At 67.4% G+C, this 18,316-nt stretch carries 15 protein-coding genes; 7 read left to right on the top strand and 8 right to left on the bottom strand.

Annotated elements, in window-relative coordinates:
* Positions 1-102 precede the first annotated feature (102 nt).
* Positions 103-510 (bottom strand): DUF2946 family protein, encoded by a 408-nt coding sequence (locus AC3WON_RS17590; RefSeq protein ID WP_492352369.1) that lies wholly within the window; start codon positions 508-510, stop codon positions 103-105.
* Positions 511-756: 246 nt separating this feature from the next.
* On the opposite strand from AC3WON_RS17590, the gene AC3WON_RS17585 reads away from it, so the two are divergent.
* Positions 757-1,914, top strand: a complete 1,158-nt coding sequence (locus AC3WON_RS17585) for a methyl-accepting chemotaxis protein (protein ID WP_492317236.1) — start codon at positions 757-759, stop codon at positions 1,912-1,914.
* 110 nt (positions 1,915-2,024) lie between these two features.
* Here AC3WON_RS17585 and AC3WON_RS17580 read toward each other — a convergent pair whose 3' ends face one another.
* From AC3WON_RS17580 to AC3WON_RS17550, 7 genes are all read right to left on the bottom strand, one after another.
* On the bottom strand, positions 2,025-3,362 hold the full coding sequence (locus tag AC3WON_RS17580; RefSeq protein WP_492352368.1) for an aspartate aminotransferase family protein: 1,338 nt from the start codon (positions 3,360-3,362) through the stop codon (positions 2,025-2,027).
* Between the two features lie 25 nt (positions 3,363-3,387).
* Positions 3,388-4,893, bottom strand: a complete 1,506-nt coding sequence (locus AC3WON_RS17575) for an N-acyl-D-amino-acid deacylase family protein (protein WP_492317234.1) — start codon at positions 4,891-4,893, stop codon at positions 3,388-3,390.
* A 26-nt stretch (positions 4,894-4,919) separates the two neighbouring features.
* A complete protein-coding gene (locus tag AC3WON_RS17570; RefSeq protein ID WP_439672094.1) occupies positions 4,920-5,873 on the bottom strand; it encodes a Bug family tripartite tricarboxylate transporter substrate binding protein in 954 nt (317 codons plus the stop codon).
* A 207-nt stretch (positions 5,874-6,080) separates the two neighbouring features.
* Positions 6,081-7,436, bottom strand: coding sequence for an AtzE family amidohydrolase (locus AC3WON_RS17565; protein WP_492352367.1), 1,356 nt, complete (start codon positions 7,434-7,436; stop codon positions 6,081-6,083).
* The gene (locus AC3WON_RS17560) at positions 7,426-7,605 is read right to left on the bottom strand and encodes a hypothetical protein (protein ID WP_492317231.1); all 180 of its coding nucleotides are present in this window, start codon (positions 7,603-7,605) and stop codon (positions 7,426-7,428) included. The genes AC3WON_RS17565 and AC3WON_RS17560 overlap by 11 nt, the downstream gene beginning before the upstream one ends.
* A gap of 18 nt (positions 7,606-7,623) precedes the next feature.
* Positions 7,624-8,949 (bottom strand): MFS transporter, encoded by a 1,326-nt coding sequence (locus AC3WON_RS17555; RefSeq protein ID WP_492317230.1) that lies wholly within the window; start codon positions 8,947-8,949, stop codon positions 7,624-7,626.
* A 182-nt stretch (positions 8,950-9,131) separates the two neighbouring features.
* Entirely contained in the window at positions 9,132-10,220 is a 1,089-nt protein-coding gene (locus AC3WON_RS17550; protein WP_492317229.1) for a helix-turn-helix domain-containing protein, read from the bottom strand.
* A 236-nt stretch (positions 10,221-10,456) separates the two neighbouring features.
* On the opposite strand from AC3WON_RS17550, the gene AC3WON_RS17545 reads away from it, so the two are divergent.
* The 6 genes from AC3WON_RS17545 (at position 10,457) to AC3WON_RS17520 (ending at position 18,282) form a co-directional block, all read left to right on the top strand.
* Positions 10,457-11,578, top strand: a complete 1,122-nt coding sequence (locus AC3WON_RS17545) for an aromatic ring-hydroxylating oxygenase subunit alpha (RefSeq protein ID WP_492352366.1) — start codon at positions 10,457-10,459, stop codon at positions 11,576-11,578.
* A gap of 28 nt (positions 11,579-11,606) precedes the next feature.
* Positions 11,607-13,073, top strand: coding sequence for an aldehyde dehydrogenase family protein (locus AC3WON_RS17540; protein WP_492352365.1), 1,467 nt, complete (start codon positions 11,607-11,609; stop codon positions 13,071-13,073).
* Positions 13,074-13,157: 84 nt separating this feature from the next.
* Positions 13,158-14,894, top strand: a complete 1,737-nt coding sequence (betA, locus tag AC3WON_RS17535) for a choline dehydrogenase (RefSeq protein WP_492317226.1) — start codon at positions 13,158-13,160, stop codon at positions 14,892-14,894.
* Between the two features lie 169 nt (positions 14,895-15,063).
* On the top strand, positions 15,064-15,954 hold the full coding sequence (locus tag AC3WON_RS17530; protein WP_492317225.1) for a TorF family putative porin: 891 nt from the start codon (positions 15,064-15,066) through the stop codon (positions 15,952-15,954).
* A gap of 39 nt (positions 15,955-15,993) precedes the next feature.
* Positions 15,994-16,296, top strand: coding sequence for a CBU_0592 family membrane protein (locus tag AC3WON_RS17525; protein WP_010811003.1), 303 nt, complete (start codon positions 15,994-15,996; stop codon positions 16,294-16,296).
* Positions 16,297-16,659: 363 nt separating this feature from the next.
* Positions 16,660-18,282: a trimethylamine N-oxide permease gene (locus AC3WON_RS17520; protein ID WP_492352391.1), complete on the top strand. Its 1,623-nt coding sequence runs from the start codon at positions 16,660-16,662 to the stop codon at positions 18,280-18,282.
* The last annotated feature ends 34 nt before the right edge of the window (positions 18,283-18,316 follow it).

Here is an 18,316-nt window from a genome sequence, read left to right as displayed (position 1 = left end):
CACCGGGCTTGCCGTACAAAATTCAGACGTGAGGATGCCGCCCGCCTGGCATGACGCAGCGGACGCGCAATCAGATGTAAGGGAAAGGGATGCGGCCGGGGGTTAGCCGGCGGCGCGGGCCAGCGCCGGTGGCGCGCGCAAGGCGGGCGGAGAGAGGAAGCGGGTACGCCATGTCGGCGCGGCGATATCGACCTGCCGTACCCGTGACAGCAGGCGCAGGATGACGCAGAGCAATTGCACCGCGATGGCGGTGCTGATGAAGAGATGCAACCGGGGCGAGCACCACAGGCAATCGCATTCCGTCGTGCCATCGGCAGGCACGCGGTCCGTGTCGGACGTGTCCGGCGTGGCGGCCGTATCGGGGATTGCGCCTGCGCTTGTGTTCGCCACGACAGCCTCCAACTGCGTTCCCGGTACCGCATGCACGTGCGTCACCGCGGCCCACGCCTGCACTAGCAAGAGCAGGAGCACGGCCCAGATGAGACGAACGATGTTCGCATGCTTACGCATTGATGGAGGCGCTGGCTGTGTCGACCGGCGCCATATTAACGCAACTCAATTGCAATTGTAAGTCGATGCCGCGACATATTGCTGCCGCCCGGCACCACCAGCGGCTTGCAGGTCTGCCTGTCCTGCAAGCCGCTAAAGACTGCACCGTTCCCGCCGTTAAGCAAGAGTTGGCCAGCGAAGACATTGGCAAGACAGGCAGCCGGCACGCCGGCGCCTGCACTTCTGGGGTGGAAACGGGGGACAGACATGCAAAACCTGGGGATTCGCATACGCCTGGGCGCGGCGTTTGGCGCCATGTGGTCGCTGATGGCGATCGGGATCGCGGTGGCCTTGCCGCGGATGCAGGATGCGGCCGATGCGCGGCGCCTGCTGATCGCGTTGGGCGTGGGTGGGCTATGCCTGGCGGTGGGCGCGGTCTGGGCGCTGGCGCGCAGCATCGAGGCGCCGTTGTCCGAGGCCGTCTACATTGCCGAAACCGTGGCGGCGGGCGACCTCAGCCAGGAGTTCGACACCGAGCGGGGCGGCGAGTTTGGGCGGCTGCTGGGCGGCCTGGGAGAGATGGAAGACATGCTCACCGACCTGGTGACACGCATCCGAGCTTCCACCGATTCGATCACCGCCGCTTCGCACCAGATTGCCGCGGGCAATACCGACCTGTCGCAGCGCACGGAAGAGCAGGCAGCGGCGCTGGAAGAGACCGCGTCGAGCATGGGCGAGCTGACCTCGATGGTGCAGCAGAACACCGAACGCGCGCGCGCCGCCAACGGGCTGGCGGCAACCGCATCGGGCATCGCCGCGCGCGGTGGCGAAGTGGTGGGCAACGTGGTGCAGACCATGTCGGCGATCAGCGCCAGCTCGCGCAAGGTCACGGACATCATCGAAGTGATCGAAGGTATTGCCTTCCAGACCAATATCCTGGCGCTGAACGCGGCGGTGGAAGCCGCGCGCGCGGGTGAGCAGGGGCGCGGCTTTGCCGTGGTGGCCGGCGAGGTGCGCACGCTGGCGCAGCGCAGTGCTTCGGCGGCGCGGGAGATCAAGCAGCTGATCGACGATTCGGTGCAGCAGGTGGACAGCGGCTCGGCACTGGTGGGCCAGGCCGGCGAGACCATGCAGGAGATCGTTCAGGCAGTGGCCAGCGTGACCGGGCTGCTGGGCGAGATCACTGCGGCCTCTGAGCAGCAGAGTGCCGGGATTGCGCAGGTCAATGAGGCGGTGGCGCAGATGGACACCGTGACGCAGCAGAATGCGGCGCTGGTGGAGCAGGCGGCCAGTGCCTCGCACGAACTGGCGGGCCAGGCCACTGAGCTGCAGCGCGTGGTGGGCGAATTCAAGCTGGATGCGGAACCGGCGTCAGCACAGGCGCCGGGGCATGGCGCATTCAGGCAGGTTGCTGCGTTCGGCTGATGTGGGCAGCGCTGCAGCTGCGGCCATGGCCCGCTGACCGCTTGTTTGCCCCCCTCTCCCGCAAGCGGGAGAGGGGGGCAAACCCGCGGGAGGCAGGAGCCTTCAGCAATTCAAGCCGTCACGCAAGCCGGCAGCACCGCCTGCACCGCCGCCGCAAAGCGCTCGACGATGCGGTCAATATCCTGCGGCGTGCAAATAAACGGCGGTGCGAACAGCACGTGGTCGCCGCGCACGCCGTCGACCGTGCCCCCCATCGGATAGACCAGCAAGCCATTCTGCATCGCGGCGGATTTCAACCGCGCATGCGTCTTCAGCGCCGGATCGAGCGTGGCCTTGCTGTCGCGGTCGGCAACGAACTCCACGCCAACGAACAAGCCGCGTCCACGGACATCACCCAGGTTGGGATGGTCACCCAGCGCCTCGCGCAGCTGTGCGCGCAGTTGCTCGCCGCGGGCCAGCACGTTGGCCAGCAGCTTGTCTTCGGCAATGGTCCGCTGTACCGCCAGTGCCGCGGCGCAGGCAGTCGCATGGCCGATATAGGTGTGGCCATGCTGGAAGAAGCCGCTGCCGCCGACGATGGCGTCGTAGATCCTGCGCGTCGACAGCATCGCGCCGATCGGCTGGTAGCCCGCGCCCAGGCCCTTGGCGATGGTGACGATATCGGGCACCACGCCATCCTCTTCGCACGCGAACAGGTAGCCGGTACGGCCCATGCCTGACATCACCTCATCCAGGATCAGCAGCACACCGTACTTGTCGCACACGGCGCGGATGCGCTTCAGGTAGTCGCCCACCGGCGGCACCGCGCCGGCGGTGGCGCCCACCACGGTTTCGGCGACGAAGGCGGCCACGGTGTCCGGGCCGAGTTCCAGGATCTTCGCTTCCAGCTCGTCGGCCAGGCGCTGTGCGTACTGCGGGTCGGTCTCGCCGGCCTGCTGGTCGCGGTAGGCATAGCACGGCGACACGTGGTGCGCCGGCACCAGCAGCGGCAGGAAGGGCTCGCGCCGCCAGGCGTTGCCGCCGATGGCCAGCGCGCCCAGGGTGTTGCCGTGGTAGCTCTGGCGACGCGCGATGAAGTGGCGGCGGCTGGGCTGCCCTACTTCGACGAAATACTGGCGCGCCAGCTTCAGCGCCGACTCCACCGCTTCGGAACCGCCGGAGACAAAGTAGACATGGTCGAGATCGCCAGGCGCGGCCTGCGCCAGCGTCTCGGCCAGCGTTTCCGACACCTCGGTGGTGAAGAACGAGGTATGCGCGTAGGCGATGGTGTCGAGCTGCGCCTTGATCGCCTCGATCACGCGCGGATGGCCGTGCCCCAGGCACGACACGGCGGCGCCGCCGGAGGCGTCGAGATAGCGCCGGCCTTCGCTGTCGATCAGTTCGATGCCCTGCCCGGCAACGGCAACGGGCAGCTTCTGGCGCGGATTGCGATGGAATACGTGGGTCATGATGATGTGGTGGTGGGGCCGCGCGTCAGCGGGGCAAAGCGGAATCGGTGTCGGCGGGGCAGCGCTCCAGCACGCGGCCGGAAAACGCGGGCAGTGCGCTGCCTTCGCTGTCCGTCTGCGTGGACTGTTCCCAGACCCTGGCGCCGTTGACCCAGACGCCGTGGATGCCGGTGCTCAGTTGCAGCGGGTCTTCAAAGGTGGCACGGTCCTGCACCCGGTCCGCATCGAACAGCACCAGGTCGGCAAACGCGCCCGGCACGATCCGGCCGCGGTCCGCCAGCCCGTATTGCTGCGCAGCCAGGCCGGACATCTTGTGGATTGCGGTTTCCAGCGTCATCAGCTGGTCTTCGCGCACCATGCGCGCCAGGATGCGCGGGAAGGTGCCCCACTGGCGCGGATGCGGGCGCGGATCGAAGGGCAGGCCGTCCGAGCCGAAGATGGTCAGCGGAAACTGCGCAATGCGCTCGACGTCGCGCTCATCCATGATGAAATAGATCGCCGCCGCGGGGCGCAGCTTTGCCAAGAGCGCGTCTTCGTCCAGGCCAAGCTCCTGCATCAGCTCGTGGAAGTCGCGGCCGCCCGCGGGCGGGTAGCCGGTGGACCAAGTGACCATGGTGCGCGTGGACTGGCGCACGCGGTCCAGCCGCAGCATGGTCGAGGTCGCGGGATAGGGATGGCAGTCCAGGCACAGCGGCTGCAGGCGCGCGGCGTCGGCCAGCAGCCCGAGGGTTTCGACCGAGCGGCCATGATTGCGCTTGCCCGCGACCTTGTGGTGGGAAAACACCACCGGGCAGCCAAGCGCGCGGCCAATGCGCAGCGCTTCTTCGATCGACGGCACGATGTCGTCGGTCTCGTCGCGCAGGTGGGTGGAATAGACGCCGCCGTGGGTGCGGACCGGCTCGCTCACGGCGATGATCTCGGCTTCGGTGGCGGCTGCCGCGGGCGGATAGAACGTGCCGGTCGAGACACCGAAGGCGCCCGCCTCCATCGCCAGCCTGACCTCGTCCCGCATCGCAGCGATTTCTTCTGCATTGGCGGCCCGGTCCAGTTCCGGCATCGCGCGCACGCGCAACGTCGAATGCCCGAGCAGCGGCACCACGTTGACATTGGCCGGCGTCGCGCGCAGCGCGTCGAGCCACTGCGCGAAGGTATCGAAGCGGAACAGCGCGGGCGGCCCCAGCAGGTCCAGCGGCTGCGGCGGCGCGCTGCTGACCAGCGGTGCCACGCTGATGCCGCAGTTGCCGGTGACCACGGTGGTGATGCCCTGCGACACCTTGGGCGTCATGTCCCGATGCACCAGCAGGTAGCCGTCGTCGTGCGTGTGGGCATCGATAAAGCCCGGTGCCAGCACGCGGCCGGCTGCGTCCACGGTATGTTCCGCAGTCATGTCAGCGCAGTCGCCCACGGCGACGATGCGGTCGCCCGCGACTGCCACATTGGCCACGCGGCGGGCTGCGCCCGTGCCGTCCACGACCGTGGCGTTGCGGAAGATCAGGTCGGCGCGCCGGGGCGCGGCTGGTTGCGATGCCATCGTCAATCCTTGTCTCGTCGGCGGTGTTATTGCGGCGTGATGCCGGCCTGCCTGACCACGGCCGCCCATTTGTCGGTTTCACGCGCGGCATAGCCGGCCAGCGCCTGCGGCGTGCCGCCGACCGTCTCGGCGCCCAGCGCGGCGAACTTGTCCTTGATGGCCGGATCCGCCAGCGCGCGGTTGAAGGCGCCGTTGAGCTTGCCCACCACCCCGGCGGGCGTGCCTTGCGGCGCGACCAGGCCGCCCCAGGCCACCCCTTCGAAACCCGGCACGCCGGACTCCGCGATGGTGGGCAGCGCCGGCAGCAGCGGCGAGCGCGCCAGGCTGGTCACTGCCAGCGGCTTGAGCTTGCCGGCCTTGATCAGCGGCAGGATGGTCGGCATGTTGTCGATCAGCACATTGACCTGGCCGCCCATCACATCGGTGGCGGCCTGCGGGCTGCCCTTGTAGCCGACGTGCGTCCAGGCCAGCCCCGCCTTGTCCGCGAGCAGCTGGCCGGTCAGGTGGCCGGACGTGCCCTGGCCCGGCGAGGCATAGGTGACCTTGTCCGGGTTGGCCTTGACGTAGGCCACCAGCTCGGCAAAGGTCTTCACCGGCATCTCCGGCCTGACCGCGATCACATTCGGCACCTTGAACAGCAGCACCACCGGCACGAAGGCATCGGGCCGGTACGGCAGCTTGCGGAAGGTGCTCTTGTTGATCGACAGCGTCACGTTGTTGGCATAGCCGAGCGTGTAGCCGTCAGGCGCGGCGCGTTCCAGTTCGGAGATGCCGATCACGCCCGAGGCGCCGGGCTTGTTGTCGATCACGAACGACTGGCCCAGCGACTTGCCGACTTCGGCGCCCAATGCGCGCATCAGCACGTCAGGACTGCCGCCGGCGGCTGACGGCACCACCAGGCGGATCGGGCGCGACGGATAGCTGTCCGCCACTGCCGGGCCAGCCAGGCCCGCGGCGCCCAGCCACAACAGGGTGGCCATGAGCCGTCGCTTTTGCTGCTGCCTTTGCTCTTGCATCTCGATATCCCGTTCAGTACCTGGGTTGGACCCGACTACGCGTTTGCAGTATAGGGGCATGGCCCGAGTCGATGCAACATTTGTTTCTTATGAAGAAAAAATGAAACAAGCGTGATGCGGCGCCGGCACGACAGCCCTTGCCGTAACGGCCCGAACTCCATGAAACAGTCGTTACAGCCATCGGGGCGCCGCGCTGCGGCACAGCCCCTGCGCCTCAAGGAAGCGCGCCGCCGCCAGTGCCTGGCTCTCCAGCCAGGGCGCCGCCACGATCTGGATGCCTGCGGGCAAGCCCTCGCCCGCACAAGGCGCGGCCACCACTGGCAGGCCCGCCAGCGACAACGGGCGCGTCAGGTGCCCGGCATCGGCACGCGGGCGGTAGATGCGGCCGGCGCCGTTGACGGTGTCGGCACCGATCGGCGTGGCCGCATAGGGCGTCGAAGGGGCCAGCAGCAGGTCGACGTCATCGAACAGCGCCAGCAGCCGCTGCCGCCACGCCGACTGGTACTGGCGCGCGGTGTCATACCAGCCGCGCGGCATCGCGAGCCCGGCCAGGATGCGCTGGCGCACGAAGGCGCTGTGGCGGCCGTGGCGCTCGGAGAACCCCATGGCCTGGTGGTTGCGCCCGACTTCGTAAGCGGAGATCACTGAGGCGGCGTCGCGCGCCGAATCGGCGTCGGGCAGGTCGATAGTGCGCACCGCGCCAAAGGCCGAAGCCACGCGCAGCACTGCCGCCTGCACCCAGGGCTCGGCAAAATCAGAGAAGCCGCGGCCGAGCACGCCGACGCGCAGCGTCGCGACACCACGGCCTTGCGGATCAGCAGGCGCGTCCACGCCGAGCATGGCCGCATAGGCCAGCGCGAGGTCACCGGCGCTGCCGGCCATCGGGCCGACCGTATCCAGGCTCTGCGCATACGGCACGCATCCGGCCAGGGACAACCGCCCCGTGGTCGGGCGCAGCCCCCAGATGCCGCAGAACGCTGCCGGGGCGCGGATCGACCCATTGGTATCCGATCCCAGCCCGAACGGGACCACCCCGGCAGCCACCAGCGCCGCGGTGCCGGCCGACGAGCCGCCGGTGATGCGCGACGGATCGAGCGGATTGCGCACCGGACCGCCGATCACGTTCTCGCCGGTGGCGCCGCACGCGTATTCGTCCATCGCCGCCAGCGCAACGGGCACCGCGCCCGCGGCGACCAGCGCCTCGACCGTATCGGCATGGCGCGGTGCCGGCGGCTCCTGCGCGCGTGGCGCGGCGCCGGCCAGCGTGGCGTGGCCGCGCACGTCCAGCAGGTTCTTCACCACGAACGGCACGCCCGCCAGCGGCGGCAGCGGCCGGCCCTGCGCGCGCAGCCGGTCCAGCGCGGCGGCCTGCGCCAGTGCACTGTCCGCCAGCAGCGCCGAGCAGGCATTGAGCGGCGCGGCGGCTTCGGCGCGCTGCAGGGCGTCTTGCACCAGGTCGAGGGCAAGCCGCTCGCCGCTGCGTACCTGCGCGGCCATGGCGGCGGCGATCAGCGTGTCAGCAGCCATGCTGCCCCTCCGCTTGCGCCAGCGCCTGGCGCAGGCCCGCCACCATGGCCGCCATGCCGGCCAGCAGCGCGGCGGCCTGCTCGCAATCCTGAGGTGCCACCGGCACCTGCAGGCTCGCGGCGGCTTGCGCCACCAGGCCGGCGGGAGCGTCGTCGCTTGCTTGTGCCATGGTTGCTTGCGCCATCCCTCAGCTCCGCGATTGCATCAGCTGGCGCGGAATCGCCAGGATCAGCACGGCCGCGGCCAGCATCAGCCCGGCCAGCGCCAGCACGCCCAGCGAGATGCTGCCGGTGCTCTGCTTGATGCCGCCCATCAGCACCGGGCCGATCAGGCCGGCCAGGCTGGCCGCGCTGTTGATCATGGCAATGCCGCCAGCCGCGGCGGTGCCGGCCAGCACGCGGCCCGGCAGGCCCCAGAACATCGACAGCGTGGCCATCAGGCCGGAAATGCCGATAGTCAGGAACACCATCGCCATCACCGTGTTGTGCGGAAACAGCGTGCTCGCCCACATGCCAACGGCGGCCACCAGCAGCGGCAGCGCGGAGTGCAGGCGGCGCTCGCCGGTGCGCTCGGCGTGCGCGGCGTTGACGTTCATCGCCACGCACGCGACCGCATACGGGATCGCCGTCAGCATGGCGATCTCAAGCGGCGACGACATCCCGGTCGACTGGATGATGGTGGGCAGCCAGAACACCAGGCCGTAGTTGCCGATATTGAACAGCAGGCAGATCGCCATCAGCATCCACAGGATCGGCGACTTGAGCGCGGCGATGAAGCGGGTGTTCTTCTTCGCGTTCTCGGTGGTCAGCGTGCGCGTGATGGCGCCCGCTTCGGCCGGCGTGAGCCACGGCGCGGCCTCCGGCGACTCGGGCAGCATGCGCAACAGCAGCAGGCCCAGCACGATGGCCGGCAGCGCCTCGATCAGGAACATCCACTGCCAGCCTTGCAGCCCGTGCAGGTCATGCGTGGCCGACATCAGCGCGCCGGAGATCGGGCCGCCCAGCACCATGCCCAGCGGCATCGCCAGGAACAGGATCGACATGATGCGCGACTGCCGGTCGGCCGGGTACCACTTGTTCAGGTACATCACCGCGGCCGGGAAGAAGCCGGCCTCGGTCACGCCCAGCAGGAAGCGCGCGGCGTAGAACTCCATCGGCGTGGTCACGAACATGGTCGCGGCGGATACCAGCCCCCACAGGATCATGATGGCCGCCATGCTGCGGCGCATGCCGAGCCGGTAGATCAGCAGGCTGCTGGGCACCTGGCACAGCATGTAGCCCCAGAAGAAGATGCCGGCGCCCAGGCCATAGACCACGTCGCTCAGCCCCAGCGCCTGCTGCATCTGCAGCTTGGCGAAGCCGACGTTGACCCGGTCCAGGTAGCTGAAGAAGTAGCACAGCACGATAAACGGCACGATGCGGCGCGTGACCTTGGCGAACGCCGTGGCGGCGGCGTCCGGCAGCAAGGCGGCGTGGCCCGGGGACTGCGGGATGGCTGGCTTGGCCAGGGACATGATGGATCTCCTCCTTGTACAGGCGCGCGGGATCCGGCGCCATGGAGATGCCATCATAGCGGAACATGAAACAAACGTTCCACTAAGGTTTACGCTGAAACAAACGGTTTTATTCCTTCGCGTGATGCAGAAGGCCCGCCCCAATGAAAAAGGGCGGCAATGCATGCCGCCCTGTGGCGCTGTCAGGCTGGTGCGCGTGACTTGTCCGCCGCACGCTTGCGCGAGGCCTTGCCGCCGCCGCTTGCCGGCGGCGCTGCCGGCTCGGTGACATCCTGCGAGGCGCCGACCATGGTCAGGGCGTTGCCGTGCTCGTCCAGCGTGACCTCGCCTTCCTCATGGATGTCGCGATGGCTGCCGTCGGGCAGCTGGATGCGGTAGTCGACACTGTACGGCGCCTTGTCGACGATGGCCGCGCGGATGGCCGCCTGCACGCGGGCGCGGTCTTCCTCGACGATCGACGCCAGGTAGCGCTCCATGGTCACCTTGAACGCCTGCGGGGCCCAGCCGAAGATGCGGTAGGCCTCGTCGGTCCAGGCGCAGTCGTCGGTCTGGATATTCCAGTACCAGCCGCCCAGGTGGGCAATCTCCTGCGCCTTGGCCAGCAGCGCCTCGTTCTGGCGCAGCGCAGCCTCGGCGCGGCGCCGCTCGGTGATGTCCAGGCTGACGCCGATCATCTTGACCGGGCGCTGGTCGAAGTCGCGCACCAGCGTGGCCCGCGACGAGATCCAGCGCGTGGTGTCGCCGTGCACGACGCGGAACTCCCACTCGTGCATCTCCTGCGCGCCCAGCGTGCGCGCCAGCACCTCGCGCAGGCGCGCAACGTCGGCCGGATGCACGCAGGCCCAGAAGTCGTCCATGTTGCGGATATGGCGGCCGAACAGCGTGACGTCGTTGGACGAGTAGGTCAGGCCATCGGTCAGCACGTTCCATTCCCAGGTGACGATGCCCGAGACCTCCTGCGCGAACTTCATGCGCGCCTCGCTCTCCATGATCTCCGCCAGGTGCTTCTGGCGCAGTTCCTTGATGTGCGGGTCAGAGGCGGTGCTGGCCTCCAGGTCGGCGATGGCCTGCTCGCCGTAGCGCAGCCACAGCCAGTTGACGCCCAGGAAGCGCGCCAGCGCGAGCAGCCGCTCGTATTCGATCTCGCCGCCGCGGGTCCACTTGTGCACCGCCGACGGCGATACCGACAGCGCCTCTGCCACCTGCTTGAGCATGATCCTTTTGCCTTCCAGCACCCCCTTCAGGCGCGCGGCAAAAGTGTCTTCCGTCATGGGCATCCCCTCCGCTTTTTTTCAACCGATGGTGAATTGAGTTACTCGAACCTTACACCATCCCAGCAAATCGCGCGAATTGATAGCTACAGACCATCAATCTAGCAGACTTCATCGTTTTTTTGAATTGCGGTACCCCTACGCTCCTCACTAGACTTCACCTCACATCACCAATAGTAATTTAATTAACTATTAGTGAATCGATAAAGCACCGAGACCAACGAGGAGACAACCCCATGCAAGAGACCATCGCCCCCGCCTGCGGCACCACCCCGCCGCTGGCCTATACGCTGCCGGCCCACTACTACACCTCGCAGGAAGTCTTCGAGCAGGAGAAGAAGACCATCTTCGCGCGCAGCTGGGTGTGTGTGATGCACAAGAGCCAGGTGGCCGAGAACAACCAGTACGCCACGGTGAAAGTGGCCGGCGAGAACGTGTTCGTGGTGCGCGGCCGCGACGGCGTGTTGCGCGCGTTCTACAACGTCTGCCCGCACCGCGCCCATGAGCTGTTTGCGGATGGCGCGGGCAAGGCCAAGAACGTCATCACCTGCCCGTACCACGCCTGGTCGTTCGGCCTGGACGGCAAGCTGATCCACGTGCGCAACGCCGAGAACGTGCCGGGCTTCTGCAAGGACAACGCCGGCCTGACGCCGGTGCGCGTGGAAGAGTTCTGCGGCCTGGTCTTCGTCAACCTGGACATGGACGCGAAACCGCTGGCCGAGCTGGCAGGCGGCCTCAACGACGAGATCCGCGCGCGCTGCCCGGACGTCGACAAGCTGGTGCCCGCGCACAAGCTCAGCTACGAGATGAAGGCCAACTGGAAGGTGGTGGTCGACAACTACCTGGAATGCCTGCACTGCCAGACCGCGCACCCGGCGCTGGTCGAGTCGATCAGGATGGAGACCTACAAGCACGAAGTGCGCGGCCTCTACACCAGCCAGGTCGGCCAGACCCGCTCGGGCAGCGACGCCTTCACCTATGACAGCGACGCCCCCAACACCGACTTCGCCGCCTACTGGCTGTGGCCCAACGTGACGCTGAACGTGCTGCCGGGAGATGGCAACTACGGCGTGTTCTACATGTTCCCGGTGGATGCCGACACCACCATCCAGCACTTCGAATTCTACTTCCGCGACAGCACGCCCACGGCCGAGCAGGAGCAACTGATCGAGTACTACAAGAACGTGCTCAAGCCCGAAGACCTGAGCATCGTCGAATCGGTGCAGCGCGGCCTGAAGTCGCGCGGCTACCGCAACGGGCAGGGCCCGCTGCTGGTCACCGACGACAAGACCTCCGCCATCGGCGAGCACGGCGTGCAGCACTTCCAGCAGATGGTGCTCGACGCCCTGGCCGCCTGAAACGAACCACCGAACCGGAACCGCAGCAATGATCCAGACCCAGCTCTATATCGACGGCCAGTGGCAGTCGCCCATCGACCAAGGCACGCGCGCCATCCTGAGCCCCGCCGACGAGTCCGTGATCGCCCAGGCCGCCGAAGCCACCCGCGCCGACGCGCGCCTGGCCATCGCCGCTGCGCGCAAGGCCTTCGACGGCCCGTGGCGCCAGACGACGATCCGTGACCGCGCCAGGCTGCTGAACAAGATCGCCGAACTGATCGACCGCGATGCCGGGAGGCTCGCCCACCTGGAGTCGCTCAACACCGGCAAGACGCTGACCGAGAGCCGGACCGACATGGGCGATATCGCCGCCACCTTCCGCTACTTCGCGGGGCTGGTCGCATCCGAGTCGGGCGCGGTCAACGAAGCCCCGCACCATGTGATCAGCCGCACGCTGCGCGAGCCGGTTGGCGTGTGCGGCCTGATCACGCCGTGGAACTACCCGCTGCTGCAGGCCGCATGGAAGATCGCGCCCGCGCTGGGCGCAGGCAATACCGTGGTGATCAAGCCCAGCAACCTGACGCCGCTGACCACGCACCACTTCACGCAACTGGTGGCCGAGCTGGACCTGCCGCCCGGTGTGTTCAACCTGGTGACCGGCGGCGCCGAAGTCGGCGCCGAGCTGGCCGAGAGCCTGGACGTGGACCTGGTCTCGTTCACCGGCGGCGCCTATGCCGGCGAAAGCATCATGAAGGCCGCCACCGGCAACTTCAAGCGCATCGGCCTGGAGCTGGGCGGCAAGAACCCGAACATCGTCTTTGCCGATGCCGACCTGGACGCAGCGGTGGATTACGCGCTCAATGCCGCGTTCTTCCACGCCGGGCAGGTCTGCTCCGCCGGCTCGCGCCTGATGATCGAGGACAGCATCTATGATGCATTCATCAGCCGGCTGGCCGAGCGCCTGCCGCGCATCGTGATCGGCAACGGCTTCCACGGCGAGACCCAGATGGGCCCGGTGCAGTCGGCGCAACAGCACGAGAAGATCCTGGGCATGGTGCAGGCCGGCATTGCCGAGGGCGCACGGCTGGTTCACGGCGGCAAGCGGCCGGCGGGCGACGTCTTCAAGAAGGGCTACTGGCTGGAACCGACGCTGCTGGCCGACGTGACGGCAGACATGAAGATTGCGAAGGAGGAGATTTTCGGGCCGGTGATCACGGCCGAGCGCTTCCGCTCCGAGGAAGAGGTGCTGCGTGCCGCCAACGACACCCCGTACGGCCTGGCCGGCGCGGTCTGGACCCGCGACCTGGACAAGGCCAACCGGATGTCGCGCGGGCTGCGCTTCGGCACAGTGTGGGTCAACGACTACCACCCGTACTTCCCGGAAGCGCCGTGGGGCGGCTACAAGGCGAGCGGCATCGGCCGCGAGCTGGCCCGCGTCGGCCTGGACGAGTACACCGAACTCAAGCACAGCTATATCAACCTGGCCCCCAAGGCGATGGGCTGGTTTGGCGCCTGAGCGCAGCTGACTTCGCAATCGCGTGCGCGGCAGGCCCGCCCCCGGGCGCCACGCACGGCGTCAAGCAAACAAGGAGATTGCACCATGCAGGCAATCCATGAGTACGACTACATCATCGTCGGCGCGGGCTCGGCCGGCTGCGTGCTGGCCGCGCGGCTGACCGAGGATGCCGATGTCTCGGTGCTGCTGCTGGAAGCCGGCGGCCCCGACTGGCGCCTGGACTGGCGCACCCAGATGCCGGCGGCACTGGCGTATCCGCTGCAGGGCACCACCTACAACTGGGCCTACGTGACCGAGCCCGAGCCGCATATGAACAACCGGCGCATGACGCAGGGCCGCGGCAAGGGGCTGGGCGGTTCGTCGCTGATCAACGGCATGGTCTATATCCGCGGCAACGCGATGGACTACGACGGCTGGGCAGAAAACAAGTCGCTGGAGAACTGGAGCTACGCCGACTGCCTGCCCTACTTCCGCAAGGCCGAGACCTATGACAAGGGCGCCAACGACTACCACGGCGGCAACGGCCCGCTGCACGTGACTACGCCCAAGGCCGATATCAGCCCGCTGTTCCGCGCCTTTATCAAGGCCGGCGAGCAGGCCGGCTATGGCCAGACCGATGACCTGAACGGCTACAAGCAGGAAGGCTTCGGCCCGATGGACCGCACCACCACCGCGCGCGGGCGCCGCTGCAGCACCTCGCTGGCCTATCTGGACCAGGCCAAGGACCGGCCCAACCTGACCGTGCATACGCGCGCGCTGGCGGACCGCATCCTGTTCTCCGGCCAGCGCGCCATCGGCGTCTCGTACATCCAGGGCGACCATGTGCGCGAAGCGCGTGCGCGCCGGGAAGTGATCGTCAGCAACGGCGCGATCGCCTCGCCGCAACTGCTGCTGCGCTCGGGCGTGGGCAATGCGGACGAGCTGCGCGCATTTGGCATCGAGTCGGTGGCAGACCTGAAGGGCGTCGGCGAGAACCTGCAGGACCACCTCGAGATGTACCTGCAGTACGAATGCACCAAGCCCGTATCGCTATACCCGGCGCTGAAGTGGTGGAACAAGCCCGCGATCGGCATCGAATGGTACCTGCGCGGCACCGGCACCGCGGCCTCCAACCACTTCGAGGCGGGCGGCTTTATCCGCAGCAGCGATGACTTTGCCTGGCCCAACCTGCAGTACCACTTCATCCCGCTGGCGATGAACTACGACGGCAGCAACCCGGTGCAGTCGCATGGCTTCCAGTGCCATGTGGGCTCGATGCGCTCGCCCAGCACCGGCTTTGTCAAGCTGGCCAGCCGCGATCCGCGCGTGAAGCCGCGCCTGCTGTTCAACTACATGGCGCACGACGTCGACTGGCGCGAGTTCCGTGCCGCGGTGCGCCTGACGCGCGAGATCATCGGTCAGCAGGCGCTGGACCAGTTCCGCGGCCGCGAGATCAAGCCCGGCATGATGATCCAGAGCGATGCCGAAATCGACGCCTTCGTGCGCGAGCATGCCGAGACCGCGCTGCACCCGTCCTGCACCTGCAAGATGGGCGACGCTTCCGACCCGATGGCGGTGGTCGACAACCAGGGCCGCGTGCACGGGCTGTCGGGCCTGCGCGTGGTCGATGCCTCGATCATGCCGAAGATCATCACCGGCAACCTGAACGCGCCCACCATCATGATGGCCGAGAAGCTGGCCGACGTGATCCGCGGCCGCGCACCGCTGCAACGCTCGACGGCGCCTTACTACAAGGCCGCCACCGCGCGTGGCGGGGCGCAGGCAGACGCGGTGCGGCATCCGCCAGCCACTGCGCGAATGCCGATGCCGATGCCCGCCTGACCAGGCGGCGCGGCGCGCGGGCTTCCCGCCAGAACCCCTGACCGACGCATGTGCTGCCGGGACTTCGGTCCCCGGCGGGCAGCGTGCGTCCGGTCGGCGCGCCGCGCACCCACACCACAAAGCCGGCTACCCAGAACAAACACAGACCGGCTGCAAGGAGGAGACTTCCATGCTGCGCAAATGCTTTGCTTCAAAACGGGCCCTGCAAGGCGCCCTGCCCCTGCTGCTGTGCCAGGCGCTGAGCGCGCAGGCGCAGACCAGTGCCGGGGCCGAAACCACGCTGGCCGTGGCGCCGGTGCCGCAGGTCACGGCAACCGTGCCGCCGGCCGAGGCTGCATCGCCAGCGCCGCTGAGCGCCAACCTGACCCTGACATCGCAATACGTATCGCGCGGCTTCCGCCAGACCTGGGGCAGGCCTGCGGTGCAGGGCGGCATCGACTACGCCCACCCGAGCGGCTTTTCCGCGGGTACGTGGATGTCGAGCATCAGCGACAAGTTCATCGAGGGCGGCACCGTCGAATGGGATCTGTATGCCGGCTACACCGGCACCGTCGGCGATCTCACCTATGCCGGGCAGGTCTACTACTACCTGTACCCGGGCGCGAAACTGCAGTACGCGCAGACCAAGTACAACTACGGCGAGGCCGTCGCGTCGCTGACGTACAAGTGGTTCAACGTCAAGTACTGGCTGACCTATACGCCCGACTACTTCGGCTACAACAGCGCCTCGCTGCTCGCCGGCAATGACCTGCACAGCCGCGGCTCCGGCTACCTGGATATCAACGGCACCTTCGACCTGGGCCATGGCGTCACGCTGCTGCTGCACTACGGCCAGGAGCGCGTGCGCAACTTTGCCGCCTACAACTTCCGCGACGTGCGCGTGGCGCTGTCCAAGGCCTTCGAGGGCGGCTGGACCGTGACCGGCGCCTATACCCGCGGCTGGGGGCGCACCGACGTCTACGACAAGTACACCACCGGGGCGCTGGATTCGTCCGGCAACCCGTCCGTTTCCAACCCGCTGAAAAGCACGTTCCTGGTCTCGGTGACCAAGACGTTCTGACGGCAATCTTCAACCGCTGTTTTACCGCTTCCTACCACCATGGCCTCCCTGGGTCTTACCGACGCGACCGGCCTTGTCGGCGTTGCCGCCTACGTTGCCGCGCATTTTGCCGTGCAGGTCCTGCACAAATCCCCGACCGGCAGGCTGGCCGTCGTCCTCAACGTGATCGGGCCGAGCTGCATCCTGATCTCGCTGACCGGCGCCTTCAACCTGGCGTCGTTCCTGACCCAGTGCTTCTGGCTGGGGCTGACGCTGCTGGGCTGGTGGCGCAACCGGCGGGCGGGGCATGCGGTGGTGGAAACGCTGGGCGGACCGCGCCCGGGACAGCCCGTGCAGCAGTAACGAAGAGGCGGCCAGGGCGCTTGGCAACGACGATACAAAACTTCCGTTGCCTTGGCTCCCAGCCGTTTCTATACTCACCCCGAAGCACCATTGGTAATCTAATTAACCTATGGTGAATCGACAAGAAACCCGAATGCCTGAGACCCGTAACGGGCCGCATGGCAACCCCGGGATGACAACAGGAGACAAGGATGAGAAACGCCCCCAGAATCCCCGCCAGACATTCCCGACCGTCGTAACCCCGGCAGGCAGTACCGCAACGTACCCACCCAGACCGCAGACGGCAGACCGTGACGGAGCGCAGCTCCAGATAAACGGCAACCCGGGAAGCAAGGAGACATCGTGTATTCACAGAAAGACGTGCTGTCGATCGGCGCGCAGGCGCCGATCGCCCCCGCCCAACCGCAGCAGCAAACCCAATCGCATGAACTGCAGCGCACCCTGACCTGGAAGGATGCCTTCTGGGTCACCAGCGGCGTGCCCGCGGGCGTGCTCTTCACCATCGGCGGCGTGTCCGCCACCATCGGCAACCCGGCCTGGGTGATCTGGATCCTCGCCATCCTGGTCGGCTTTGCGCAGTGCTTCGTCTATGCCGAGATCTCGGGCCTGTATCCGCACAAGTCCGGCGGCGCCTCGGTGTATGGCGCGCTCGGCTGGGTGCGCTACAGCAAGTTTGTCGCACCGGTCTCGGTGTGGTGCAACTGGGTGGCCTGGTCGCCGATGCTGGCGCTGGGCACCAGCCTCGCCGCCGGCTACATGCTGAGCGCGCTGTTCCCGCCCGATTCGGTCATCAACACCTGGCAACTGACGCTGGTGGACCTGGGCTTTGTCAGCAAGGGCCTGACGCTGCGGGTGAACTCCACCTTCATCCTGGCCACCGCCTTCCTGCTGGTCACCTTCAAGCTGCAGCACAGCGGCGCTTCCGCCGCGGCCACCACGCAGCGGATCCTGGGCATTGCCTCGCTGACGCCGCTGGTGCTGATCGCGCTGGTGCCGATGTTCACCGGCGACATGCCGTCCACCAACTTCCTGCCGCTGCTGCCGCTGACCCATGACGCCGCAGGCGCCCCGGTGCTGGGCGGCTGGAACGCCGCCGGCATCAGCACCGCCATGGGCGCGATGTTCCTGGCGTGCTGGTCGACCTTCGGCTTCGAGACCGCGGTCTGCTACACGCGCGAGTTCAAGGATCCGCAGAAGGACACCTTCAAGGCGATCTTCTGGTCCGGCGTGCTGTGCCTGTTCATGTTCATCGCGGTGCCGATCGCCTTCCAGGGCTCGCTGGGCCTGTCGGGCATGCTGGAACCGGCCATCGTCGACGGCTCCGGCGTGGGCGCGGCCATGGCCAGGTTCGTCGGCGGCGGCGCGGTGGTGTTCAACGTGATCGTGGTGATGCTGGTGCTGGCGATCCTGCTGATCGTGATGACCTCGATGATGGGTTCGTCGCGCACGCTGTACCAGGCCTCGGTCGACGGCTGGCTGCCGCGCTACCTCTCGCACGTGAACGAGCACGGCTCGCCCACGCGCGCGATGTGGACTGATCTGGTGTTCAACCTGTTCCTGCTGCTGATGTCGAACTACATGGCGGTGCTGTCGATCAGCAACGTCTGCTACATGATCTTCGTGTTCCTGAACCTGCAGTCGGGCTGGATCCACCGCATGGACCGCCCGGACTGGGCCCGCCCGTACAAGTGCAAGAACTGGCTGCTGGCACTGGGCGCGTTCTTCGGCTTCTTCGACCTGGCCTTCGTCGGCGCCGGCGCCAACTTCCAGGGCGAGCACACGCTGCGCAACGGCCTGATCGCCGCGCTGCTGATCGTGCCGGTGTTCGTGTACCGCCACTACATCCAGGACAAGGGCCGCTTCCCCGAGTCGATGCGCCGCGACATGGAGCTGCCCAATGCGCGCGCCGGCGTACTGCCCTACGTGGCGCTGGTCGTCGGCGGGCTGGTGGTGTGGATCGCTGCCAAGCTGACGGTGATCACCTGACGGCTCCGGCAGGCCGGCCCGATGCCGGCCAGCC

Source organism: Cupriavidus sp. FW305-46 (assembly GCF_058787075.1).
This window is presented reverse-complemented; position numbering and strand designations above follow the sequence as displayed.